Raw genomic sequence first — 24,170 nt, 5'->3', positions numbered from 1 at the left:
GTTCACAACCTTTAACGGGTATTGAGAATTGTTTTACTTGTTTTTTTCTTAATCGTTTTATCATATATTCTAAACCTTTCAATCATTCATGATCATGTTATTTTTTTAGTCACTTGCTACTTGTTTTCTTTTTTTCAATGGCTTCCTTCGCTACTAATCGATCATCAAAATCAAAATGCTCATGACCAATTATTTGATATGTTTCATGACCTTTACCTGCTATTAGTATACAATCCCCAGGTTCTGCCTGATTCACTGCATATTGTATAGCCTCTTTTCGATCAATAATTGAAACATAAGATTCGTTCTTCACACCAGCTTCCATATCTTTCAAAATACTTTCAGGGTCCTCGGTACGGGGATTATCAGATGTAAATATAGCATCAGTACTATGTTTACAAGTAATTTGAGCCATTAAAGGCCTTTTCGTACGATCTCTATCTCCTCCACAACCGACAACTGTAAAGATTCTTTTCTTTGCTAATTGTTGCACTGTTTTTAATGCATTCTCTAAACTATCTGGCGTATGAGAGTAATCTACAATAACGGTGAAATCTTGATGAGCATCTACCGTTTCGAATCTCCCTGCAACGCCAGCTACACTTTCAACAGACTGGATAATTTGCTCCATAGAAATATTAGAAGCAAAAGCTGCAGCAATACTTGCCAATACATTATATACACTAAATTTTCCTATTAACTGAATATGAAGAGAATAGGTTCCGATTGGACTGTCTAATTCAAATGTGGTGCCAGAAGCATTCATTTCTATATTTCTTGCCCGAAAGTCCGCATCTCGATCAATTCCATACGTTAGTATATATGCGGAAGTTGATTTTTCATAATCATATGACGCTGGATCATCTACGTTCAAAACAGCATATTTCGGTCGATCATAATGATAGGCATTCCCCAGTTGTGCGAACAGAAGGCCTTTAGCACGACGATATTCATCCATAGTATGGTGGTAATCTAGGTGGTCTTGCGTTAAATTTGTAAATACAGCTACATCAAAATCACAACCATGTACTCTACCTTCATCTAATGAATGAGATGACACTTCCATCACTGCTGATGTGACGCCAGTATCTTTCATTTGTTTAAATGTTCTCTGTAAAGTAAGACTCTCAGGCGTAGTGTTTTTAATTTCATATTTTTGCTGACCAATTTTAGTATACATTGTGCCCATCAGACCCGTTTTTTGACCAGCATCTGATAAAATTTTATCAATGATATGTGTTGTCGTTGTTTTCCCATTTGTACCTGTCACACCTATTAAGTGTAACTGTTGACTTGGCTGCCCGTAAAAGGCATCTGAAAGTAAAGATAGTGCTCTTCTTGTACTCTTCACAACAATCACGGGTACCTTTAAGGAGAGCTCTTTCTCAGAAATAACGGCTACTGCTCCTTTTTCGACAGCTGAAGCAGCAAAGTCATGACCATCAACTGTGTAGCCTTTTATACAAACAAATAAGCTACCTTCTTCTACTTTACGGTTATCATTTTCAATTGATTGAATTTCAATATTGTCTACATCATTATATTGAAGATAAGGTTGCAACTTTTGTAGCAACGTATGTAATTTCATAAAACTCCATTCCTCTCATACAAACTTCTCATAAAACATTTTTACGATCATTTTGTCTAACCTATGCGTTAAAGATGATAGGCGTATAATATTTTACATGATTCAGCGATAATTTTCTATGAGTTTCTTATAATTGCCTCGTTTAAACGGTTTTTTCTATAAAAATAATAGCACTTGATCCGCCAAAAGCCTTCTTATCATCCATTATACGCTATTTAAACCCTACTAATTATTGGACTCAACCTCTAGCTCCTTTGTTACATATGCTGATTGATTATAATCATAAACTTAGAAAAAGGCGGCTTTTAATCGCCGCCTTCCTCAGTGTCATCATGCTGTTCATCGTTGAAATAGAGGCGTATGGTGGAACCTTCTTTGATTTTTGTACCAGGAAGAGGCGATTGTTTTACAACTGTATCTCCTTGTCCACTAGCTTCAATTTGAAGGTTAATCATCATCTCACCTAACTCCAATTTTGTTATACCTACTAAATCAGGTACTTCTAAAAGCGGTGTATCTGGCCAAGCATACTCTTTTTCTACTTGATCTTTCCTAGGTTCAACTCCCATAGCTCGTAAGCTATCACCAATAATGTTACCAACAATCGGTGCAGCTACAACACCACCAAATTGGACCGTGCCTTTCGGATTATCAACAGCTGTATAAACGACAATCTCAGGGTCGTCAGCTGGTGCAAAGCCAATAAAGGAAACAATATGGTTGTTTTCTAGATATTTACCACCTTGAGCCTTCTGGGCTGTTCCTGTCTTACCTCCTACTCTATACCCTTCAACAAATGCATTCTTACCTGACCCTTGAGCAACTACGGTTTCTAATGCTCTGCGAATCTCAGTTGATGTCTCTTTTGATATTACCTTTCGTTTCGCTTCAGGTGTGACTTGTTTTAGGACATCGCCTGTTTTAGAATCCACGATTTCTTTAGCAATATATGGTGTATACAATGTTCCACCGTTTATAGCTGCAGAAATGGCGGCAACTTGCTGAATGGGTGTGACTGATACCCCTTGACCAAATGCCGTTGTCGCTTGCTCTACTGGTCCTACTTTATCTAAGTTAAATAGTATTCCTGTAGATTCCCCTTGTAAGTCAATCCCCGTTTTTTCTCCAAAACCAAAATCATGAATATATTTAAATAAAGTGTCTTTTCCTAACCGTTCACCAAGATTAACGAAACCTGGGTTACAAGAATTTTGTACCACTTCTAAATAGGTTTGTGAACCATGTCCACCTTTTTTCCAACAGCGAAGCTTTGCTCCGCCTACTTCTACATAACCTGGATCGTGAAAATGATCATGATCTAGATCAACTTTCCCCTCTTCCAATGCGGCTGCCAATGTAATAATTTTAAAAGTTGATCCTGGTTCGTAGGAGCTCCAAATAGGTAAATTACGATTATACACATCTGCAGATACATTACGAAAATTTGCAGGATCAAATGTCGGTCTACTAGACATTCCGAGAATTTCTCCTGTATTCGGATCCATCGCAATCGCTATTAATCCATCTGGATTATATTTAGCCTCTGCATTGTCAAGTTCTCTTTCAATAATTGTTTGTACTTTTGTATCAACAGTTAACTTTAATGTATCACCGTCAACGGGTGCTTGATAATCATCAGCCATATCATTCATTCTCTGTCCTTTTGCATTTGCATAAAACTTAACCGATCCTTTTTCTCCACTTAGTTCTTTATCGTAGTATAATTCTAGACCCATCAACCCTTGATTATCAACGCCAGCAAAACCGAGCACATGGGATAGATAATCACCAAACGGATAATGCCTTTTAGAATCCTCACCGATATATACACCATCTATATTTAATGACCTTACTTCTTTTGCTTTTTCATGGGTGATTTTTCTGCCACCAGTAATTCTTACACTCGATTGTTTCTCTGTAATTTCTTCAAATACTTTTTCTTTAGATAAATTAAGCGTAGCGGCTAACTTTTCAGCAGCATCGTCAGGCTCGGTAATTTGTCTCGGGACGACGTAAACCGTTGGAGCACTTACATTGGTTGCTAAAGCGACTCCGTTCCGATCAACAATTTCCCCTCTTTCAGGCTCAAAGGGGATATTCCTACTCCATAATTCTTTGGCTCCATCTGTGAGAACATTTCCTATAAAAAATTGGACATAGCCCAAGCGAACATCAATAATTAAAAAAACAAATAACCCAATAAATAATGCAGCAATTAATCTTTTTCGAACGGTTACATTAGATACACGCATAAATGGAACGAACCCTCCTTTTTTATCTGGCTCGTTCCATTTTATGCTTGTACATTATTTTTAGAACAGAAGCTCGTCTTTAACTTCTACTGTTCGCTCGCACTTTTATCATCTTTCAGTTCTTCTCCCTCATTAGTAGAGGTTTTCTTTCCACTTTGTTGAAAATCTACGATTAAGTATTCATTCTCTTTTATAGCGCTTCCTGGAGCTAGATTTTGCTTGACAGCAAAACCGTTGCCCACACTGTTAAGCTTAAGATTAGATAGCTTAACGAACTTCATCACATCTCTCATCGACCAACCAGTTAAGTCTGGAACAGTAAGCTTCCCATCCGTTTTAAGAATAACCTTTTCACCTTCTAACACACTTTCTGTAGCGCCTGGTGATTGTTCTACAACCTTTTTACCCTCACCGATAATAATTGGCTGCATACCATTTTTCTCCAATGACTTCTTCGCTTCTTCAACAGATTTTCCTTCAAAATTCAATCCTTTACTCACTTGAAGTTTATCGTAGTCAGTAGGTTCAATACTTAAATAACTTAAGCTATTCTTCATAACCGGTTTAAAAATTTCTGAAACAGGATCGCTGCCTGTTTCTGTATTTTCAAGCTCCGGTTGCTGAACAGCCACATATACTAGTAATTCAGGGTCTTCAGCAGGTGCCATTCCTAAAAAGGAGAACACATAATTTTCTCGCCCTGTAATATAGCCACCACCCTCTTTGGGTATTTGTGCTGTTCCTGTTTTACCAGCTACTTTGTAGCCATCAATTTGATAATGGTTATGGCCTGTCCCATTCTCAGAAGAGACAACCGTTTCCAATACCTTTCTAACTTCCTTGGCTGTATTCTCAGAAATCGGTTGACCCTTAATCTCTTCTTTTGCTTCTTTTACCACTTTATCATTGTTTGGATTAATTATTTCACTTATTACATGAGGCTGCTTCATAGACCCATTACTAGCAATAGCAGTCGCCGCTTGTATTTGTTGAATGGGTGTAATAGCGGTTCCTTGACCATAAGCCGTTGTTACTTTTTCAAATGGCCATTCGTAAACGATTTTCCCTCCAGCTTCATTAGGTAAATCAATTCCGGTTGGTTCTTCAAAACCAAATTTCGTCAAGTATTCTCGATATGTTTCATAGCCTAGTTGATCTTTTACCATTTTCGCTATCGCTACATTAGAAGAACGTTGAATGCCTTCTAAATACGTAATTGAACCCCATCCTTGTCCATTATTATGGTCTCTTACTGGTGGAGATTTTTCCGTAACTTTATACGTACCAGATTCGAAGGTTGCATTAGGTGTAAATACCCCTTCCTCAATTGCCGCTGCTAACGTAAAAGCTTTCATTGTTGAACCTGGTTCAAACGAATCCTCAATAGCGAGATTACGCCATGTTTGGTCAATGCCTTCCCGTGTTTCTGGATTAAATGTAGGTCGTTGGCTCATCGCAAGAATTTCGCCTGTTTTCGGGTCAGCGACAACGGCGACCATCTTTTCTGGGTCATACTTTTCACTTACTTTGCTCATTGCTTCTTCTAAAAAGATTTGAATTTTATTATCGATTGTTAAATATACATCATTTCCGTCTTCTGCTTTTTCTACGACTTCTTCACCATTTGGTAATAAGTATCCCCAAATATCTTTTTCATAAGAAAACTTGCCATCTTCTCCTAACATTAAATCATTCAAGCTCTTCTCTAAGCCCATAATTCCTTTGTCTTCGAGTTTTCCATCTTCACCTTCTACGGAATCAACATACCCGATAAGATGCGAGGCAAAAGTTCCATTAGGGTAAAAACGGATGGTTTGCGGTTGAAAAACAATACCTGGCAACTCTAACTCTTCTATTTTCTTCTTTTGACTAACTGTTAATTTTTGACCTGCACGGCCGAATTCCACTTGGAATAACTGTTCATCCTTGCCTCGCCTCTCATTGATTGTTAATCTTTCGTAGATTTCAGACTCTTCCATATCAATGACTTCAGCTAATTGCTTTGCCGTCTCATCTGGTTCAACCACATGTTTCGGATTATCTTTATTCTTGGTCATTTTTTCTGATAAGACGGCAACTAAAGTGTAAGCTGTACTATCCTCAGCAATGACATTGCCATTACGATCGTAAATTGTCCCACGTTTAGATTCAATGGTTGTTGAACCTTGGTACAACTGTTCAGCTTGTGCAGCAATGACTTTACCACCCGCTTCACCAGACACTTGAATAGAGATAAACCGGAAAAGCAAGACAAAAAAGAGCAGACTGAATATCATAAACAATATCGCTGCTCCAACATTCATATTTCTTTGCTTCTTATACATTACTCACCACCAACAACCTTAGGAGATTCATTCATTTCAAAGCCAGATTTTTCAGCTGCTTGTTTTACACGGTCTGGACGACTTAATTCCTCGATTTGCATTTTTAAATCACTATTCACACTCTGTTGTTCAGTGATTGCTTTTTGCGTGTCTTGAATTTCCGCATTTACTTCATATAAACCTGCTTGATTTGAAATAATTGTTGTGGCGCCAAAGAAAACTGCACCCGCAAATACGATACCCATTATTTTTTCTCCAGGCGAGAGCAATGATTTACGATCTTTTATTTTCTTTTTTGGCGCTTGAGCCGGCTGATTAGATACATGTTGTTCTTGCTGTAGTTTACGAGCTACATTCTCCATATTTCCCCTCCTGAGTGTGTATCTTTTATTTTATATTTTTTCTATAATCCTGAGTTTAGCTGAACGAGATCGATTATTATGGGATAACTCCTCTTCAGATGGAATAATAGGTTTTCTGTTCACTAATTTCATCTTAGGTTGATATTCATCAGGAATAACCGGCAGTCCCGGTGGTAGATCTGGTGTTGAGCTGGCCTCTTTAAAAGCCGCTTTACAAATACGATCCTCTAACGAGTGGAATGTAATAACACTCACTCTCCCACCACTTTTTAGCAAGCCCATCGCTTGCTCTAATGACTGCTCGAATACCCCTAATTCATCATTAACAGCAATGCGTATCGCTTGGAAAATCCGCTTAGCTGGATGACCCCCTTTTCTTCTAGCTGGGGCAGGTATGCCTTCCTTGATCAAATCTACTAATTCACCTGTTGTTTTTATCGGCGCTTTTTCTCTTGCTAACTCAATTTTTCTTGCAATTTGTTTAGAAAATTTTTCTTCACCATATTTAAAAAAGATTTTCACAAGTTCGTTATATGACCAATGGTTGACAACATCATAGGCTGAAACCTCCGCTTGCTTATCCATTCTCATATCGAGCGGAGCGTCATGATGATAACTAAAACCTCTTTCCGGTGTATCCAATTGAGGAGATGAAACACCTAGGTCATACAAAATACCATCCACTTCAGAAATCCCTCTTGCATTCAATTCTTCCTTTAAATGACTAAAATTACTTTTTACCAGTGTCACTTGCCCACTGTACTTAGCAAGTTTCTCCTTCGCATTCTCAATTGCCGTTTCATCTTGGTCAAAAGAGAATAATCTTCCTTCACTTGAGAGCTGTGATAATAAATATTCACTATGCCCAGCTCCACCTAAAGTACAATCCACGTATATCCCATTTTCTTTCACATTTAGTCCATCTACGGTCTCTTTTAAAAGTACTGTTGTATGATTAAACATTGTTGCTCATCCTTCCCAACCTGTAATTGTGTGTAAAAGTCCCCTTATGTATTCATTCGGGTTAGGCCTTGTTTAAATATCAAAGCCAATCATATTTTCTGCAATTTCAGCAAAAGATTCTTCTGACTCTGCAAAATATTCTTCCCAAAGGCTTCTACTCCAAATCTCAATTCGGTTGGAAACACCTAATACGACACATTCTTTATCTAATTTTGCATATTGCATTAGTGGGGAAGCGATATTTACTCGTCCTTGTTTGTCAATTTCACATTCTGTTGCACCCGAGAAGAAAAATCGGGTAAAAGCGCGGGCGTCCTTTTTTGTCATGGGTAAAGCTTTAAGTTTCTCTTCAAGCTCTTTCCATTCTGTTAAGGGATAACCAAATAAACATTGATCCAAACCTCGTGTTAATACAAATGTCTCTCCTAAGTTCTCACGAAATTTAGCAGGTACGATTAAGCGGCCCTTTGTATCAACATTATGATGGTATTCTCCCATAAACATACCCGCTTCACCCACTTTCTAACACAAATGTACCACATTCCCCCACTTTCCTCCACTATTTTAAATGATTCGCTCACGTCCAATAAATTCCTGCTGTTTTTTTATTTTTCAAATATTTTTCTTTCGCTATCTTTTTACAAAAATATTTGCTTTTTTTACCTTATCCATTTCATTTTGAATTAAGCTGAAAGAGAATTGTCAAAAGAAGAAGATTCGTTAGTCACACATTTTAAAAATCGACAAAGACATATTCTTACGGACAACTACAAAATCTTCCCTTGTCGTTTGGCTAGCCTAAACCTCTCCCACCTTTTATGTGCCTATTATTTTACTTTGTGCACAAAAAAAGACTTAAATCCTCCTCTAATATTGAGAAGTATTTAAGTCTTTTGCTTTATACCTTCATCACTTTATGCGTACCATCAAAAGGTAGTTCATGATCGAGAATCCGGGAGAAGAATGATAAACCATACTTATTGATAAAATAAAGTCCATTCCAAACCCTTTCTTGTGGGATACCGTCTGGTTTTACGGAAGATTGGATACGATCAAATTTCGAGAGTATATTTGTATATTTTTGCTCAGTCGATTGTTTAAATTTAGTTTGTATAAATGCAATTTGCTTTTGTACAAGTGCTTGATTTTTTTCTACGAGTGGGTACATACCCTTTTCTTTCTCTGAAGTATAAGCTAACAACTGTTTGTAAGATTCTTCAATTTTCGCTTGTAATTCGCTTAAGATTTCATCTCGTTCTTTACTTTGGACTGATTGAAGAAATTGATTCTTTCGTTCTTCAGTACCATTCATTAATACGTCTTCTAATTGTAATCCAAGCTCTGTCATTTCCGATTCAATTGCTCTCTCTAAAATCGTGAAATTCAAGCGTGGGACAAGTGGCGGCATTTTTAAAGAGAACTGCTCAAACACTTTTTGCAGTTCAGCCCAGTACGCGATTTCCCCTGGTCCAGCAATAAACGCTAATGTGGGGAAAAGTAATTCCTGTGTTAAAGGTCTGGTAACAACATTATTACTCAGTTTCTCGGGTGTTGTTTCAGCCATCGTTAACATTTCTTCTAATGTGAAGCTTATTTTAGCATCTGTATTCACAAAACATTGGGTTTGATGATTGTAATCAAGTAGGATTCTCTCTTTAAAAACTTCATCATAATAGAAGAGATTAGCAGCATTTTCACTAATTTCTAGCATTTTTGCATAACCATCAGCTTGTAATCTCTGTTGATTTTCAAGCACAGCTGTTGTCATTTTTGTCGCAGCTTTGATTTGCTCAGCTAATATGCCCTTTTCCAATTGTCTTAATTGCGCATTACCTGAATCAACCAATAAAAGACCATGTTCTTTAAACATCCCCATAATTAAATGAGCAAATATGTCTACATATGTTTTCGATTGTTCTATAGCCTTATGAATGAATGACATAATATCTTTTGTAAATGCGGTTTCACCAAATGACTCAATGATGTCGTCAACCCACTTGATACAAACATCTGAATCAATAGCGATATTTGATACCATCTTTTTATCATTCGGTGATTCTGGATAAACCAGCTTTTTCATTTGGTTGTTTTCATAACGATAAATATGGTTTACCTCTTGATAATCATGATCCTCACCAGCAATCCAAAAAACAGGTACAACAGGAATATTTAATTCCCGCTCTTTTTCCTTAGCAAAGGCAATGATAGAAATGACTTTATGTATGGAATAAAGAGGTCCAGTCATTATACCTGCCTGCTGCCCTCCAATAACAACTACACTTTTATCATCATTTAGCTTTTTAAGAGATTCTTGTACCTTCTCAGATGTTGGAAAGCCATTCATGAAATCACTTATATGACTTACTAGCTTATCTCGTGAAAAATTTCTCTGACCAAGTTCTTCTATACGTCTCTTTAAATCACTAATATGATTATAACGGTAGTGGAAGTATGGCTGAATTTTCTCATCTTGAGCAGTATACTCTGTTGCAAACCGATTAGTGGCCGGTATTGTGAGATGCAAAATCTCCATCTATGAACTTCCTTTCTAAACACATTTTCCAAGTATCTTTATGAGTATAGCATTGTCAGAAAAGAAAAGAAAAAAACTTTGCTTATGATGGGCTAGATTTTAACTTCTTTTGATTTCATCATTCATAATGATAATATATTTCCTTAGTCAACTAAAGAGTCTTTTTTAAAACATCAAATGACTAATTCTGTTAAAAATACCAATTGCTATTAAAACACAGTAAGCAGTGAGAAAAAACAAAAAATTAATGCGCCAATATCCTTTGAACAATTTACCGTAATCTATTTCTTGCTTAACCCGCCAATAATACAATAGATAAAGTATAGCAGTACTAATAAGGAAAAGAAAAATCAACCAAATGTATGAGCGATTCCAAATTGAAGCAATCATAAAATGGACAGAGAGAATGAGCAGCAATGTGCTAAAATCAAGAGCTAGATGTACAGATTTCTTATGCTTTTTCGTCACTTGTTTACAAATGATAAAAACGAGTAAATACCCTAGAAATGGTATAGTAATAAATGTCGCAATCATCGAGGATAAAAATACACTCAATCTTTCTCCCCCTTTTTCTCCATCCCCTTGATCATAAAATAACAAGATGTTAATAATGGTACACTTTCTTGATTTTTATTTGCTTGGGTAAGACAGTAACCAACAATTGCATCAACTTCTGTTTTCCTGCCTTCAACAATATCTTTAAACATAGATGATTGATTATGAGCAGTCTTCCTACAAATTGATACAACATATGCTTCAATCTCTTGACTATCTTTAATTGAAAGCGCAGCTGTTACTTCTGTAAATAAGATTTTAAATACTTTAAAATAAGATGGGTCTTCAATTAGTAAACCATTTCGAATCTTTAAAATGGCTGTTAAAGGGTTAATCACAGCATTTGCAACTAATTTTTTCAGCATGATGTCCTCATAGTTCTGATAAAGCATGAATGGAAAATCTTCACTATTAGCCATTACATTTGAAAGTTGGATGGGTTCAGCATTTTCCGTTAAAGGAGCAAGCTTTGTTACTCCTAACCCCGTATGATTCACTTCATTTTTATTTACCTTTAGTGCACCATGTTCAACTGTACCAATATAGACTTGTTGATTTTTTAACCGTTCGAGCTTTTCTAAATGACCCATACCATTTTGCAGGAAGATAAATAACGTTTTTGTATGTATGCTAAGAGTGGCAAGGAGTGTGTCAAGGTGATATTCTTTTACAGCAACAAAGGTAATCTCATCTTGCCCTTTCCAATTATGTATATATTCAACATGAATACGTTCATTCCTCCGATTTTCTTTCGTATTTAAAAAGATACCTTCTAAGGAGATAATGTCCTTTTGCTCATCTGAACGCACATAAAGAGTAACCTCATGTTGTTTATTTAAATAGAAGGCATATAATAGTCCGATAGAACCTCCGCCAATAATCCCAATTTTCATCATTATCACTTCACTTACAATGTATTTAGTCTCATTTTAGCAAATTTCGCTATTGAAAGGTGAGACGATTCTTTTTTTCATGAAAGTTTCATCTATTTTTCTTTTTTGTTTGACTAGGTATAACATAATTATTACTAAAAATTCTACATGCAAATAAACAATATAGATCTAAAAGAGTACATTCGTTTCACTTTTAAAATAAATAATGATATGAGGTAATACGAACATACTTGTGAATTTTTCAACATTTACGAAACCGATTAAACAAGAAAAGCGTATGCATAATAACGAAAGGAAATGATGATATGTATTTTCCATCAAAGAAAGATTTATGGTTGTCAATAATCTATTGGTTATGTGCATTGTTTTTTATTATTCCACCCATCTTCTTTCCAAACTTCGGTGTTTGGATAAGCCCATCGTTCCTAGATAAACAATGGATAAAAATCTCTACTTTATCGCTCATTGGATTATGTCTGCTGTGGATTTGGTTTAAGACAGGGTATACAATTAAAAGCGATGTTCTTACTATTCAATATGGCCCTTTTAGGTGGACAATCAAGTTAGCTGAAATACACAGCGTTACGGAAACGAAAAACCCGTTTACAGATCCTGCTTTGTCTATTGATAAACTTGAAATTAATTATGGGAAGTTCAAAACAATTGCCATTTCACCTAAAAACAAAACTGAGTTTATCAATCAACTGAGAAAGCAAAACTTAAACATTAGCACCGATAAGATCAATTGGTAGATTGTACATTTCCAGAAATTCAATCAATAAATATCTATAAAAGAAAAAACCCTGATTACTCTCCTAAGAAAGGTCAGGGTAGGGTCTTTAAACTGGATTTACTGGGTGTTTTCTAGAAACGATTGGTATATCTTTTGTTGCGTATAACTCAAAGCGGTTAATAAGGGCACTTCTAAGCTCGCCTGGAGCGATAATATCATCTATAATGAGTTCCGATGCCAATTTATAAATATCAATTGTTTCCTTATATTCTTTTTGTTTTTCTTGTACATACGCAATGCGCTCTTTCATATCTTCAATTTCATTAATCTTATTAGAATAAACAGCATTAACTGCAGCCTCAGGTCCCATAACGGCTATTTGAGCAGTTGGTAAGGCAATACAGCAATCCGGTTCAAAAGCAGGTCCCGCCATCGCATACAATCCCGCACCGTAAGCTTTCCTGACAATAACTGAAATCTTCGGTACTGTCGCGGAACTCATTGCAGCAATTAACTTCGCACCATGTCTAATAATACCTGCTCTTTCTACTTTTGTGCCAATCATAAACCCTGGAACATCCGCTAGAAATAACAACGGAATATGATAAGCATCACATAGTGAGATAAACTTTGCTGCTTTATCAGCCGAGTCAACAAAAAGAACGCCACCCTTAACCTTTGGCTGATTCGCTATAATCCCGACTGGCTTTCCATCTATTCTCGCTATTCCAGTAATAAGTTCAGCAGCGAATAATTTCTTCATTTCAAAAAAACTATTCTCATCAACTAGTTGTTCAATACATTCATACATATCAAATGGGGCATTTTGATTCACAGGAATGATCTCTTCTAAAGACTTACCAGCTTTAGGCGCTACAGGTTCTTTAGTTGGAGGTAACTCTTGAAAATTCCCCGGAAAATAAGATAAATAGTTTTGTGCAACCGTAATCGCTTCTTCTTCACTGTATGCTAAGTAATCGCCACAACCACTAACAGAACAATGCATTCTTGCTCCGCCCATTTCTTCTAAGGAAACCTTTTCCCCAATCACTTTTTCCGCCATTCTTGGTGATCCTAAATACATAGAAGCATTCCCGTCTACCATAATGACAATATCACAAAATGCGGGAATATACGCGCCGCCTGCTGCAGATGGTCCAAATAGTAAACAAACTTGTGGTACAACACCTGAAAGTTTTACTTGATTATGAAAAATTCTCCCAGCACCTCTACGGTTTGGAAACATATCTAATTGATCAGTTATTCTTGCACCGGCTGAATCTACTAAATAAAGCAATGGAGCTTTAAGTTTTTCAGCTGTTTCTTGAATTCGAATAATCTTTTCAACTGTTCTAGCTCCCCATGAACCTGCTTTAATAGTAGAATCATTCGCCATCACACAAACTGTGCGCCCATTAATCTTTCCTACTCCCGTGATGACTCCATCAGCTGGCAATCCTTCTTCACTACAGTTAGCAAACTTACCATCTTCTTCGTAAAAACCATCATCCAATAATAGTTCCAAACGCTTTCGTGCAAATAATTTATTTTGGCCTTCAAGCTTTTCGTGGTATTTAGGTGCACCACCTGCTTCAATTTTCTTTCGTCTCTCTTTTAAATCGTCTGTTAATGTTTGTATCGTTGTCATGATTTATCTCTCCTTATTCTAAAACTAATAAAGAATCGCCTTCATTTACAAAATCACCGATATTAACTTTTAATTCAGCTACTTTACCGCCTTCATTGCTCTCAACAGGAATTTCCATTTTCATACTTTCTAAGACAAGCACTTCCTGCCCTGCAGTAATTTCATCACCATTTGCAACTAACACATTAAGAACTGTACCTGCCATATTTGCTACGATTTCTTTCATTTTCTTTTCCTCCTTGGATGGTATTACTGTTTTTTTATTAAAGATTTATTTTTCAAAAAATCAGTTGTATATTTACCTTTACTAAAATCTTGATCAGCTAAAATTTCTACAAACAACGGAGCATTCGTTTTAATACCAGAAATTTCTAGATCATTAAAAAATTGTGCTGCCTTTTGTAATGTTTCCTCTCGATTCTCGCCATTTATAATACATTTCGCTATCATTGGATCGTAAAACGGAGTTACTTTAGAACCTTCAACATAGCCATAATCAATACGGATACCATCAAGGTTTCCCCATTTTAGTTTACTAATCGTACCAGGTGAAGGCATAAATGTAACGGGGTCTTCCGCATACAGGCGGAACTCCATCGCATGTCCAACTGATTTGATTTCACTTTGCTTAAGGGGAAGTTCATTTCCTTTAGCAATATCAATTTGCCATTCTACAAGGTCAATCCCGGTGATTTGTTCTGTGACAGGATGCTCGACTTGGAGACGTGTATTCATTTCAAGGAAGTAGAAATTCTCATCCGCATCGACGATAAATTCAACGGTACCAGCATTTTTATAACCTACTGCCTCTCCTGCTTTAATAGCAGTCTCAAGCATCTTATCCCTCGTTTTCATTGAAAGAGAAGGGCTAGGCGATTCCTCAATGACTTTCTGATGCCTTCTTTGAATAGAACAATCTCTTTCAAATAAGCTAACAATTTGTCCCTTATCATCACCAAATATTTGTACCTCAATATGACGACTACCCTCTATACACTTTTCTACAAATACTTCATCACTGCCAAAATATGCTTTCGCTCTTGATTTTGTCGAGGAGAAGGCATTTTTGAGCGCTTGCTCAGTTTCACAGCGCACCATACCGATTCCACCACCGCCCCCACTTGCCTTAAGCATAATAGGGTAACCATATGTTTCAGCTAAAGCCAGAGCAGCTTCAACTGTTACAACACCACTATTGCTACCGGGCACAATAGGTACACCCGCTTTTTCCATCGTTTGCCTAGATATAATCTTATCTCCCATTTTTTCAATTGTGTCAGGGTTTGGACCGATAAAGATAATACCTGCTGCATGAATTCTTCTAGCAAATTCTGCATTTTCCGATAAGAAACCATAGCCTGGATGAATGGCATCAACTTTCTCTGCTAAAGCTATTTGAATGATTTTCTCAACATTTAAATAAGATTGATTGACCGGTGGTGGTCCAATTAAAAATGCTTGATCTGCCTCAATAACAAAAGGCATCCCTTCATCTGCCTCTGAGTATATTGCTACCGTTTCGATCCCCAGTGCTTTACAAGTTTTAATAATTCTTAAGGCAATTTCTCCTCTATTGGCAATTAAAATTTTCTGCAATCATTTATTCTCCCTTCGTTCGTTGTTACATTAACCAAATGCAAATAAAATTAATTTATCGCAATATTCCCTATTTCTACAAGGTTCGCTCTTTTTCCTTCTTTTTTATTGAAAACGCTTACGTTTATTTTTGAACAATACATTTTTATGTCTTGAATGATAAAAGAATGACAGTTTACTAAAGAAATTTTCTTAATATTGTTATATAATGATATAGAGTAAGCGCATTCAATAAATTACATAGGTGTTTTAGGGGGATGAATCATGAGCTATAAAGTTGAAAGACTAAAAGTAAATTACAGAACCTTAGAAGATTTTAAAAAGTTTAAAGAATATGGTCTTCAAGAATTATCAATGCTCGAGGATCTCGAAGGCAATATAATAGAAAACGGAAGCCAATCGCCTTTTTATGGCATTTACTTTGGGGACCTACTGGTTGCCCGCATGAGTCTTTATAAAGTAGAAGCTAAATTCGACCGTTACTTCCAACCTTCTCATGATTATTTAGAACTTTGGAAGCTTGAAGTATTGAAGGATTATCAATCAAAAGGTTATGGAACAGCACTTGTTAACTTCGCCAAGAGCTTTAACCTACCTATTAAGACAAACACAAGAATTAAGTCAAAGGAATTCTGGGAAAAGATGGGCTTCACTTCAGCCCAATATGATATGGATAGGGATTTAGGGGAAAATCCTGTTCTATGGTTTCCCGAAGGTATGGTAAAGGAATCTTTAAAAGAAGACGAATAAACATAAATAGGCACTCCATTAGGATGGAGTGCTCTTTTATGTTTATAATTTAAAATAAAAATGGATAAGGAAATTTAAGTATAAATAGTATCAATAAATTGTAGGATAGAAACTAAACACGAACATTCTTTTCGCGATCGTCCGTTTTTAGTACAACCATTTTTCTTGCCTTCTCCATTATTTCTACAAGCGCCTTATAATCCTGCTCCAATGTTTGTATTTCTTTTAATAACCTTTCATTTTCAGCAGCTAAATAAAATGTTTGTTTTTCTAAAGAAATAATTTTCCCCTCATACTGAGATAATGAGTTTTTTTCAGCAGAATTGGCGTTTTCCGCTTGTTCAAATACAGATTTAAGGCTCTCTACAATTTCATTAAAGCTTAATTGCGGGTGGCTTGTTGAAACATGTTTATCTTTTGCCACCTCTTCAACAACCAATGATGTTAGTTCTGGGTCTTTTTTACGGTTCTTTAATTCTTTCCGTTGTTTCTTTGCTACATCTATCGCTTTCTTATATTGCTTTCTTACATAAGAGTTCCAACGAAACCCACACGCAGCACCTGTTCTTGATAGCTTTTTACCCACTTCTTCAAATGCTTGAAGTTGTGTTCCTCCCCCTCTTATCTGGCGAAGAACGACTTCAGCTAGCAAAACATCTTCATCTTGTGACCACGCATCTTGACGAGTAGAAGACATCCCTAACCCCTCCTAGTAGTGTTTTTATTTCATCTTATGCTTATACTAGAAAAGATAGACTTAAACATGGGATATTCACTCGTTTTCTTTATTTACTTATTTTTTGTTAAAAATTTATTTACCGCTTGATGATGACTTTCCATACTCCAAAGTGTCGAGCAAGTGCGAACTTCTTCTTCCATTCTTTTTTCTAATTGTGTGACCTTCCACTTACGAACAAGGATCTCTTTATAGGCAGATAAAACATTTGTATGAATTCTATTAATGTTGGCAAAGAATTGTTGCACTACTTCCATACTCACTTGATCATAAATAGCATGAATAAAACCTTTATTATACAAGTCTTCTGCCGGGAGTGGCCTAGCTTCCATCAGTAACTTTAAAGCGACTTCGTTCTCCAACTTCTCTAACAATAGGCTACCTCCGCCCCAACCTGTAGTAATGGCTAAAGTACCTTGAATAAAGCCCATTTTCGTTCCTTTTTTAGCGATGCGGAAATCACATGCTGTAGCTAGTTCACAACCACCACCTACTGCAGTTCCATTAATAAGGGCAATTGTCGGCTTGTTGAGTGTAGTGAGCTTATATAAAATCTTTGACATTTTAGATAGCATGTTATAGGCATCTTCTGCAGTGATCAAATTTTGAAAAGCGGATAAGTCACCACCAGAGCAAAAAGCACTCTCTCCTTCTCCAGTGATGACCAACCCTTTTATATTTGCTTCTTGTTTAGTCATTTTAATTACTTTAAGTAGGCCATCCATTACCTCATAATTAATGGCATTTCTCTTATGTTCTCTAGTAATCGTGAATACAAGCAAATTTTCTTCTTTATGTATTGAATAACTGCTCATTATCATCAAATCTCCTTTAAAAAGTATAATTTAACTAAAAAAATTAGGAATCCGTTTTGCAAAGCATTTAGGTCCATTGGGCTTATACCTTGGTTTTTCATTATCATTTTTATGTTTGACGGGTTTAAATCCATTATTCCTACTGATTCAGCCTAATAAGATTCCACTTCGAAATGCAGTTCTTTCTCGCTCTAGTATGAACCTTTTCTCAAGTTGTAGATGCGTAATAGGTGATTACGGGTGCTCAAGAATACTCCACTGCATAACCTATCTACTTTTGCCAGCTAAATTGACAATAGAAAAAACGCTGAAGCTTTTATTGCTCCAGCGTTTTGTCATATGAAAAATTAGTTGTTTACAACTTCTTTTCCTTTGTAAGTTCCACAAGCTTTACAAACGCGGTGTGAAAGTTTCATTTCACCACAATTTGGGCATTCTACCATACCAGGAACCTGTAATTTAAAATGGGTACGACGTTGTCTTTTTGCAGTTTTAGATGTTCTTCTAAAAGGTACAGCCATTATTCCCACCTCCTTATAGAGATTTAGAGTCGTTCAAACTTGAGGATTAACTTCTATTAATAAAATAGAGTAGAAAAGACCTCTCTATATTTTGAACATACACTATGAAGAAAAAATTATTAAGACCAGCTTTCACTGTTTTCTTCCAGTTATGAATCAGAAGAATCCTTTTGATTAAGTAGCTGAGCAAGTCCAGCAAGACGTGGATCAATCTTTTCCGTTTTCTCTTGCTCGGAAATGACCTCCCAATCTTTTCCTGATTGAGGAGCGCCCTCTTCACCGCTATCATCGCAGAATACTTGCATAGGGACCTCAAGCACAAGCAGTTCATGTATAATAGGCATCATGTCTATTACATCACCTTGCACTTGATGAACTTCCTCTTCAGTTTCATAATCACTAGCTTTCAAGAGGAATGTTTCAATTGTTTCCACACTAATTGGATATTTAACGTCAACTAATGTGCGAGAACAAGGGAGAATCAAATGACCTTCCATTTTAAAATGGACAATCACTTTCTCAGAATCAATATCTGCTCGACCAGTAATTCTCATTGGTGATGCATCTCTGATTTCAGCATCCATTTTGATTACTTCATCAACATTGACGATTTCATCAAAAGAGAAGTCCTTGCTTCGATATTTCTGTAACTGACTTAAAGTCCATTTCATATAAATCACCCCAAGGCAACAAAGGTAATTATAGCTTTCATATAATTATTTGTCAATATTTTTTCTTTACAGTCAGAAGGTTATTGAAAAGAGATTCATTTATCTCATTTTCTCTTAGTATTGTAACCAATTTTGTTCAATTTGCAAACCTTTATCGTCGATTTATGTAAGCATTAGTGAAATTTTATTTCTTCATTTATAATTAAGATTTAAGAAGGAGTGGTTAACAGATGAAAGCTGTTGGTATTGTCGTTGAATATAATCCTTTTCATAATGGGCATGCCTATCAAGTAGAGCAAGCAAAAAAAGAAACAGGTGCAGACGTGGTGATTTGTGTGATGAGTGGTAATTTCCTGCAAAGAGGAGAGCCGGCAATCGTGTCAAAATGGGCACGGGCTGAAATGGCATTGGCTGGTGGTTGTGACCTTGTTTTTGAACTTCCTTTTTCATTTGCGACATCTCAAGCAGATATATTTGCAAATGGAGCCATTTCAATACTCGATGCCACTCTGTGTCAATATTTATCATTTGGTAGTGAGCAAGGTAGTATACAGCCCTTTTTATCAACTTATCGTCAGTTACATCAACATGAAAAGGAGTATAACCAACTGATTAGAAATTATAGTAAAGAAGGCTATAGTTATCCTAAATCTGCATCTCTTGCTTTCCAACAATTGACCATCGATGAAGAAATAGTGGACCTAACTAAACCAAATAATATTCTTGGCTTCCAATACATAAAAGCTATAAAGCAACAAAATGCGAAAATGGAGCCAACAACCATCGCAAGAAAGAATGCCGAGTACCATGATGAAGACTTTAACTCATCAACCATAGCAAGTGCAACTAGCATAAGAAAAAAGATATTTTCTCAAGAAGCAAATATAGAAGAAACTTTTAAATATATGCCGAGAACCTCATATGAAGCCTTGCATTCGTATTATAAAAAGTTTGGAGTTCTGCATCATTGGGAACTGTATTGGCCTATGCTACAATACCGCTTGCTCAGTTCGTCACCTGCTCAACTTAGAGAAATTTATGAGGTTGAAGAAGGAATCGAATTCCGTTTAATCGAAGCGAGCAAGACTTCAACTTCTTTTCAAACATTTATGGAAGCAGTGAAAACAAAACGATATACTTGGACACGCATCCAGAGAATTTGTTTATATATACTTATCAATGCAGGTAAACAATCTATGTCACATTTAAAACAAGCACCATACCTTCGCCTCCTTGGTATGTCCAAAAAAGGAAGGGTTTACTTAAATAAATATAAAGGCGAGTTTAAGCTTCCTCTCATTTCTAAGGTCTCAGACAAAAATCGAGAGTCATTAGCACTAGATCTTAAAGCAACTAGAATATATGCGCTTGCAGCTAATTCTCCACAACAGCAGGAGCTTTTAAAACTTGACTTTAGCCAACCACCAATCATTTATGACAAATGATATAGATACGTGCCGAATGTTTACTGCGAAAAACAATGTTTGAGAGATGGTCGAATAAAACTGCTTTTGCTCGTCTATCTCTCATTTTTTTAATCTGGATGGACGCGCAAGACCGTTTTGCTTATCTATCTTGAAGTTTTCCACTCCAGATGTACATATAATCCTTTGATTGGCTATTTCTAGTTGACCGAGCTAGGTCCTTCTCCTCTTCATTCTTCACACTACTTGTACACCTAGGCAATAGAATTCGAATAAATTTACATAGATTGTATAATTTGGTGTTACTTATAACTAAGCAGAAATAAATCTCATAAAAAAAACGGAGAAATTCTGATGATTGAGCAGAATCTCTCCGTTTATACATTACATGCCCCACACGACAGGTCCTTGGATCTATGATTTATTTTCTAGCCCTTCTAAGTACTTCACGGCATCAGCAAAAGTGTCAATTGGGATGATTTTCATATCAGTACCAATATCTTTAGCTGTTTTAACAGCTTCTTTGTAGTTTGACTTATTACTATTATTCTCATTCGGTGCAAAGAAAATGTCTGCGCCGGCATTATCTGCAGCCACAATTTTTTGATCTATTCCACCGATGCGCCCTACTGTGCCATCTGGTGAGATTGTGCCAGTTCCAGCGATTTCATAACCCTTTGTTAAATCTCCCTCAACTAACTGATTATAAATTTCTAATGAAAACATAAAGCCAGCTGATGGACCTCCAATTTCACTTGTATCAATCGCCACTTCTGGATCTACTGATATCTCTTTATCATCCACTAAAGTAATGCCCACACCAGCCTTCCCAGTCGCAGCAATTTTCTCTAGTTCGATATCGGTTTCTCTTTGTTCCCCATTTCTTTCAAACGTAAGGGATATGCTATCACCTTCCGATTTTGATGAAACCATATCAATGAATTGCTCCGAAGATTGAAAAGATTTTCCATCTACTTTTGTTACCCTATCTGATGCTTCAAGTTTCCCTTCTGCTGGCATACCTTCCATAATATTAAGTACATACACGCCTTGATAATTGTAATTCACATCTAATCCAGCATGTTGATATGCCACTTCTATGGCTGACTGCTTGGAGTTATCCATTAAGTATAATTGCCTTAACTGATATTCTCTATCTGTTTCATCATCTCTTCGGATATCCTCGATAGGATAAATATGTTGATATTTTTGCCATTTTGCCCATAAATAAGTATAAATATTAGCTTTGCCCATTCTTATAGTCGTAAGCATGAAACTACCTGTAGCGCTGTCACCATTCTCAACTTCAATGATTGGTTCTAATTCTTTCGCCATACCTGGCTTTGAGACATAATAAGGAAGTTGTATAAAAGAAGTAACAAGGACGAGTAATGCTAAGACAAAGAAGGAGCGAGCCCAAATTTTTCTTTTCATTCATTTGGCTCCTTCCAATTTTTGATAATTTCTTTTATTGTGTCGATATATTTGAGCGCTTCCTCTTCTCCTATCTTAATTATTTCATTTATATTTGTAAAAGCTTTTGAACTATACATCTCTACACTTGGTCGAATCATCACATTGGATGCTATTTCACGGTTAATCACATTCTCCATTTGTAAAATATCTAGGCTCTGCATAATAACATCATAAATGGAGTGTATCTCTGTCTGAACATTTACTCTTGAGACATCAACAGCAATAATAATATCTGCGCCCATATCTTTTACAACTGAAACAGGCACACGGTCAATAACCCCTCCATCAACTAGTAGCCGTCCTTCAACCTTTTCAGGTACAAAAATACCAGGAATAGATATACTTGCTCTAACAGCTTCTGCTATTGGCCCGTCTTGAAAAATAACCTTTTCTCCCTTCTGGATGTCAGTTGCGACTACAGAAACAGGAATTTTTAAATCTTCTATTTTCTTGTCTTGTGTGAATACACGGATGAATTCCTTCACTCGATTACCAGCGACAAATCCCATTCTAGGGACCGTAAAATCTAAATAATACTTTCTTTTAAAAACAGTGGAAAATTTATATAATGTTTCAATATCTATTCCTGTAGCGTAAAAGCAGCCTACCATTGCCCCCATACTGCTCCCTGCAATCATGTCAATTGGTATATCTTCATCCACAAGCGCTTTTATTACACCAAGATGTGCAAACCCACGCGCACCACCAGATCCGAGAGCAAGACCTATTTTTGGTCGAACCAAAATCTTTCCCTCCAATCCCTTTCATAAAATGATTGTCTTTCTTCTTTAATGTATTGATATCAAACAACCAAATACTATTTATTATCTTATGTATAAATAGTTGCTTTAGTTAACAGACGAATGATTTCATTTTCAGATATTTCCATACTTTTTTGTAAAGTTCGAATCTTTTTAAAATGAAGATTCATCAATAGTAAGTAAATGTCATTTTGAAATCAATGGTCTAATTTTTCATCTGTCGTCGTATATTCAATAGAAGAAGGACATGCTTACATTGTGTTCCAGCCGTATTACATAAGGGAGGCTCGTTCGTGTCACGTTCAAAGTTAAAAACATTCATGCTTGCACTTTCGGCATCATTAATCGCCGTTTCACTTATATTATATCCACAAGAATCCGTTGATGCATCGAGAAGGGGCCTCGAAATGTGGTGGGAGATTGTTTTTCCTTCACTTTTACCGTTTTTTATTATAGCCGAGGTTTTAATCGGTTTTGGTGTAGTAAAATTTATTGGTGTACTATTAGAACCACTCATGCGACCACTATTCAGAGTTCCAGGTGTAGGTGGCTTTGTGTTAGCCATGGGAATGGCATCTGGTTATCCAGCTGGAGCAAAGTTCACTGTAAGATTAAGACAAGAGAAACAAATATCACGTCTGGAAGCAGAGCGACTTGTTTCCTTCTCTAACTGTTCCAATCCCTTGTTTATTTTTGGCGCAGTGTCTGTTGGTTTCTTTCATAATACAAAATTAGGGATTATCCTTGCTTTAGCCCATTATCTTGGTAATTTAACTGTAGGTTTAATCATGCGGTTTTACGGACGAAAGGAAGAAAAGAAGAACACTAAGATAGCGACGCCCCCCGCGCGAAAATTTTCATTTAAGGAAGCATTTAATGTCTTACATGAAACAAGATTACAAGAACAGCGTCCATTAGGAAAACTTGTTGGTGATGCTGTAATATCTTCTATTCATACTTTATTAATGATCGGTGGCTTTATTATTTTATTTTCGGTCATAAATAAATTATTATTCCACATCGGCATTACAGACTTTTTCGCTCATGGGCTCGGTTTATTATTATCTATTTTCCAAATCTCCCCTGATTTTAGTAAAGCATTATTTTCTGGCATATTTGAACTGACTCAAGGAAATCAGATGACTGCTCAAGTCGATCATGTTCCGTTGCTACAAAAAGTAATGATCGCCAGTGCTATCTTGGCCTTCTGTGGATTTAGTGTTCAATCACAAGTCGCAAGCATTATCGCTCAATCCGATATTCGTTTTAAGCCATTTTTCATCGCTCGTATTATTCATTCATTTATTGCTGCTTTTTACGCCTACCTTTTTTGGCATTTACTCTACGACCGTGTGTCATTTGAGCAACCATCTAACGCCATACCCGTTTTTCAAGGCGAAGCCTTTACCATATATGATTACATGATAACACTTGGACCTCTCATTACTTTATTTTCTCTTATTTTATATATTTTCATCTACTATCGTAGGCATTTTCTTTCCCATTAGTACACGACCTTAAAACTAAAAGATTGTATAAAAAAAGGCAGACACTCCCTGAGTTGATCTG

The 24,170-nt window shown here is 36.3% G+C and carries 22 protein-coding genes; 4 read left to right on the top strand and 18 right to left on the bottom strand.

The window, feature by feature from the left end; all coding sequences use genetic code 11:
* Nucleotides 1–109: 109 nt before the first annotated feature.
* From U9M49_RS02115 to U9M49_RS02075, 9 genes are all read right to left on the bottom strand, one after another.
* Nucleotides 110–1,588, bottom strand: coding sequence for a UDP-N-acetylmuramoyl-L-alanyl-D-glutamate--2,6-diaminopimelate ligase (locus U9M49_RS02115; RefSeq protein WP_307314562.1), 1,479 nt, complete (start codon nt 1,586–1,588; stop codon nt 110–112).
* Between the two features lie 305 nt (nt 1,589–1,893).
* On the bottom strand, nt 1,894–3,840 hold the full coding sequence (locus U9M49_RS02110; RefSeq protein ID WP_095369618.1) for a stage V sporulation protein D: 1,947 nt from the start codon (nt 3,838–3,840) through the stop codon (nt 1,894–1,896).
* An 86-nt stretch (nt 3,841–3,926) separates the two neighbouring features.
* The gene (locus U9M49_RS02105; RefSeq protein WP_095369619.1) at nt 3,927–6,164 is read right to left on the bottom strand and encodes a penicillin-binding protein; all 2,238 of its coding nucleotides are present in this window, start codon (nt 6,162–6,164) and stop codon (nt 3,927–3,929) included.
* A complete protein-coding gene (ftsL, locus tag U9M49_RS02100) occupies nt 6,164–6,526 on the bottom strand; it encodes a cell division protein FtsL (protein ID WP_095369620.1) in 363 nt (120 codons plus the stop codon). Before ftsL ends, U9M49_RS02105 begins: the two co-directional genes overlap by 1 nt.
* A 30-nt stretch (nt 6,527–6,556) precedes the next feature.
* Nucleotides 6,557–7,489 carry a 16S rRNA (cytosine(1402)-N(4))-methyltransferase RsmH gene (rsmH, locus tag U9M49_RS02095; protein ID WP_095369621.1) on the bottom strand — a complete coding sequence of 311 codons (933 nt, stop codon included), beginning with the start codon at nt 7,487–7,489 and terminating at the stop codon, nt 6,557–6,559.
* 72 nt (nt 7,490–7,561) lie between these two features.
* On the bottom strand, nt 7,562–7,993 hold the full coding sequence (mraZ, locus tag U9M49_RS02090) for a division/cell wall cluster transcriptional repressor MraZ (protein ID WP_095373480.1): 432 nt from the start codon (nt 7,991–7,993) through the stop codon (nt 7,562–7,564).
* Between the two features lie 394 nt (nt 7,994–8,387).
* Nucleotides 8,388–10,022 carry a bacillithiol biosynthesis cysteine-adding enzyme BshC gene (bshC, locus tag U9M49_RS02085; protein ID WP_095369622.1) on the bottom strand — a complete coding sequence of 545 codons (1,635 nt, stop codon included), beginning with the start codon at nt 10,020–10,022 and terminating at the stop codon, nt 8,388–8,390.
* Nucleotides 10,023–10,187: 165 nt separating this feature from the next.
* Nucleotides 10,188–10,577 carry a DUF3397 domain-containing protein gene (locus U9M49_RS02080; RefSeq protein WP_095369623.1) on the bottom strand — a complete coding sequence of 130 codons (390 nt, stop codon included), beginning with the start codon at nt 10,575–10,577 and terminating at the stop codon, nt 10,188–10,190.
* Nucleotides 10,574–11,473: a 2-dehydropantoate 2-reductase gene (locus U9M49_RS02075; RefSeq protein ID WP_322909208.1), complete on the bottom strand. Its 900-nt coding sequence runs from the start codon at nt 11,471–11,473 to the stop codon at nt 10,574–10,576. Before U9M49_RS02075 ends, U9M49_RS02080 begins: the two co-directional genes overlap by 4 nt.
* 302 nt (nt 11,474–11,775) lie before the next feature.
* Between U9M49_RS02075 and U9M49_RS02070 the strand changes: the two genes are divergently transcribed.
* Complete coding sequence (locus tag U9M49_RS02070) at nt 11,776–12,222, top strand: PH domain-containing protein (protein WP_095369625.1); 447 nt, start codon at nt 11,776–11,778, stop codon at nt 12,220–12,222.
* Between the two features lie 87 nt (nt 12,223–12,309).
* Here the strand turns inward: U9M49_RS02070 and U9M49_RS02065 are convergent, their stop codons facing one another.
* From U9M49_RS02065 to U9M49_RS02055, 3 genes are read right to left on the bottom strand one after another with little or no spacing between them, the layout of a single operon-like run.
* On the bottom strand, nt 12,310–13,851 hold the full coding sequence (locus tag U9M49_RS02065) for an acyl-CoA carboxylase subunit beta (protein ID WP_307314581.1): 1,542 nt from the start codon (nt 13,849–13,851) through the stop codon (nt 12,310–12,312).
* 13 nt (nt 13,852–13,864) lie between these two features.
* The gene (locus U9M49_RS02060; protein ID WP_095369626.1) at nt 13,865–14,077 is read right to left on the bottom strand and encodes a biotin/lipoyl-binding carrier protein; all 213 of its coding nucleotides are present in this window, start codon (nt 14,075–14,077) and stop codon (nt 13,865–13,867) included.
* A 23-nt stretch (nt 14,078–14,100) separates the two neighbouring features.
* Nucleotides 14,101–15,447, bottom strand: coding sequence for an acetyl-CoA carboxylase biotin carboxylase subunit (locus tag U9M49_RS02055; RefSeq protein ID WP_095369627.1), 1,347 nt, complete (start codon nt 15,445–15,447; stop codon nt 14,101–14,103).
* Between the two features lie 264 nt (nt 15,448–15,711).
* On the opposite strand from U9M49_RS02055, the gene U9M49_RS02050 reads away from it, so the two are divergent.
* Nucleotides 15,712–16,197, top strand: coding sequence for an N-acetyltransferase (locus U9M49_RS02050; protein WP_095369628.1), 486 nt, complete (start codon nt 15,712–15,714; stop codon nt 16,195–16,197).
* 112 nt (nt 16,198–16,309) lie between these two features.
* On the opposite strand, the gene U9M49_RS02045 is transcribed toward U9M49_RS02050, so the two are convergent.
* The 4 genes from U9M49_RS02045 to U9M49_RS02030 all read right to left on the bottom strand — a co-directional run bounded on the left by U9M49_RS02045 (nt 16,310) and on the right by U9M49_RS02030 (nt 18,940).
* A complete protein-coding gene (locus U9M49_RS02045; protein ID WP_095369629.1) occupies nt 16,310–16,894 on the bottom strand; it encodes an RsfA family transcriptional regulator in 585 nt (194 codons plus the stop codon).
* Between the two features lie 92 nt (nt 16,895–16,986).
* A complete protein-coding gene (locus U9M49_RS02040; protein ID WP_307314590.1) occupies nt 16,987–17,748 on the bottom strand; it encodes an enoyl-CoA hydratase/isomerase family protein in 762 nt (253 codons plus the stop codon).
* Between the two features lie 347 nt (nt 17,749–18,095).
* Nucleotides 18,096–18,269, bottom strand: a complete 174-nt coding sequence (gene rpmF, locus U9M49_RS02035) for a 50S ribosomal protein L32 (RefSeq protein ID WP_095369631.1) — start codon at nt 18,267–18,269, stop codon at nt 18,096–18,098.
* Between the two features lie 149 nt (nt 18,270–18,418).
* Complete coding sequence (locus U9M49_RS02030) at nt 18,419–18,940, bottom strand: YceD family protein (protein WP_095369632.1); 522 nt, start codon at nt 18,938–18,940, stop codon at nt 18,419–18,421.
* Nucleotides 18,941–19,170: 230 nt separating this feature from the next.
* On the opposite strand from U9M49_RS02030, the gene U9M49_RS02025 reads away from it, so the two are divergent.
* Complete coding sequence (locus U9M49_RS02025; protein ID WP_307314596.1) at nt 19,171–20,385, top strand: nucleotidyltransferase; 1,215 nt, start codon at nt 19,171–19,173, stop codon at nt 20,383–20,385.
* A 393-nt stretch (nt 20,386–20,778) separates the two neighbouring features.
* On the opposite strand, the gene U9M49_RS02020 is transcribed toward U9M49_RS02025, so the two are convergent.
* The gene (locus U9M49_RS02020) at nt 20,779–21,798 is read right to left on the bottom strand and encodes a SepM family pheromone-processing serine protease (RefSeq protein WP_322909207.1); all 1,020 of its coding nucleotides are present in this window, start codon (nt 21,796–21,798) and stop codon (nt 20,779–20,781) included.
* Nucleotides 21,795–22,583 (bottom strand): patatin-like phospholipase family protein, encoded by a 789-nt coding sequence (locus U9M49_RS02015; protein ID WP_322909206.1) that lies wholly within the window; start codon nt 22,581–22,583, stop codon nt 21,795–21,797. Before U9M49_RS02015 ends, U9M49_RS02020 begins: the two co-directional genes overlap by 4 nt.
* 311 nt (nt 22,584–22,894) lie before the next feature.
* Between U9M49_RS02015 and ylbJ the strand changes: the two genes are divergently transcribed.
* Nucleotides 22,895–24,109, top strand: coding sequence for a sporulation integral membrane protein YlbJ (gene ylbJ, locus U9M49_RS02010; protein ID WP_322909205.1), 1,215 nt, complete (start codon nt 22,895–22,897; stop codon nt 24,107–24,109).
* Nucleotides 24,110–24,170: the final 61 nt, after the last annotated feature.

Origin of the sequence: Cytobacillus sp. OWB-43 (assembly GCF_034651445.1) — a bacterium.
In the GTDB taxonomy this organism is placed as follows: domain Bacteria; phylum Bacillota; class Bacilli; order Bacillales; family Cytobacillaceae; genus Cytobacillus; species Cytobacillus kochii.
This window is presented reverse-complemented; position numbering and strand designations above follow the sequence as displayed.

Coding starts and splice junctions, on each gene's coding strand:
- U9M49_RS02115 (WP_307314562.1), bottom strand. CDS start 1,588: ATGAAATTACATACGTTGCTACAAAAGTTGCAACCTTATCTTCAATAT.
- U9M49_RS02110 (WP_095369618.1), bottom strand. CDS start 3,840: ATGCGTGTATCTAATGTAACCGTTCGAAAAAGATTAATTGCTGCATTA.
- U9M49_RS02105 (WP_095369619.1), bottom strand. CDS start 6,164: ATGTATAAGAAGCAAAGAAATATGAATGTTGGAGCAGCGATATTGTTT.
- ftsL (WP_095369620.1), bottom strand. CDS start 6,526: ATGGAGAATGTAGCTCGTAAACTACAGCAAGAACAACATGTATCTAAT.
- rsmH (WP_095369621.1), bottom strand. CDS start 7,489: ATGTTTAATCATACAACAGTACTTTTAAAAGAGACCGTAGATGGACTA.
- mraZ (WP_095373480.1), bottom strand. CDS start 7,993: ATGTTTATGGGAGAATACCATCATAATGTTGATACAAAGGGCCGCTTA.
- bshC (WP_095369622.1), bottom strand. CDS start 10,022: ATGGAGATTTTGCATCTCACAATACCGGCCACTAATCGGTTTGCAACA.
- U9M49_RS02075 (WP_322909208.1), bottom strand. CDS start 11,473: ATGATGAAAATTGGGATTATTGGCGGAGGTTCTATCGGACTATTATAT.
- U9M49_RS02070 (WP_095369625.1), top strand. CDS start 11,776: ATGTATTTTCCATCAAAGAAAGATTTATGGTTGTCAATAATCTATTGG.
- U9M49_RS02065 (WP_307314581.1), bottom strand. CDS start 13,851: ATGACAACGATACAAACATTAACAGACGATTTAAAAGAGAGACGAAAG.
- U9M49_RS02060 (WP_095369626.1), bottom strand. CDS start 14,077: ATGAAAGAAATCGTAGCAAATATGGCAGGTACAGTTCTTAATGTGTTA.
- U9M49_RS02050 (WP_095369628.1), top strand. CDS start 15,712: ATGAGCTATAAAGTTGAAAGACTAAAAGTAAATTACAGAACCTTAGAA.
- U9M49_RS02045 (WP_095369629.1), bottom strand. CDS start 16,894: ATGTCTTCTACTCGTCAAGATGCGTGGTCACAAGATGAAGATGTTTTG.
- U9M49_RS02040 (WP_307314590.1), bottom strand. CDS start 17,748: ATGAGCAGTTATTCAATACATAAAGAAGAAAATTTGCTTGTATTCACG.
- rpmF (WP_095369631.1), bottom strand. CDS start 18,269: ATGGCTGTACCTTTTAGAAGAACATCTAAAACTGCAAAAAGACAACGT.
- U9M49_RS02030 (WP_095369632.1), bottom strand. CDS start 18,940: ATGAAATGGACTTTAAGTCAGTTACAGAAATATCGAAGCAAGGACTTC.
- U9M49_RS02025 (WP_307314596.1), top strand. CDS start 19,171: ATGAAAGCTGTTGGTATTGTCGTTGAATATAATCCTTTTCATAATGGG.
- U9M49_RS02020 (WP_322909207.1), bottom strand. CDS start 21,798: ATGAAAAGAAAAATTTGGGCTCGCTCCTTCTTTGTCTTAGCATTACTC.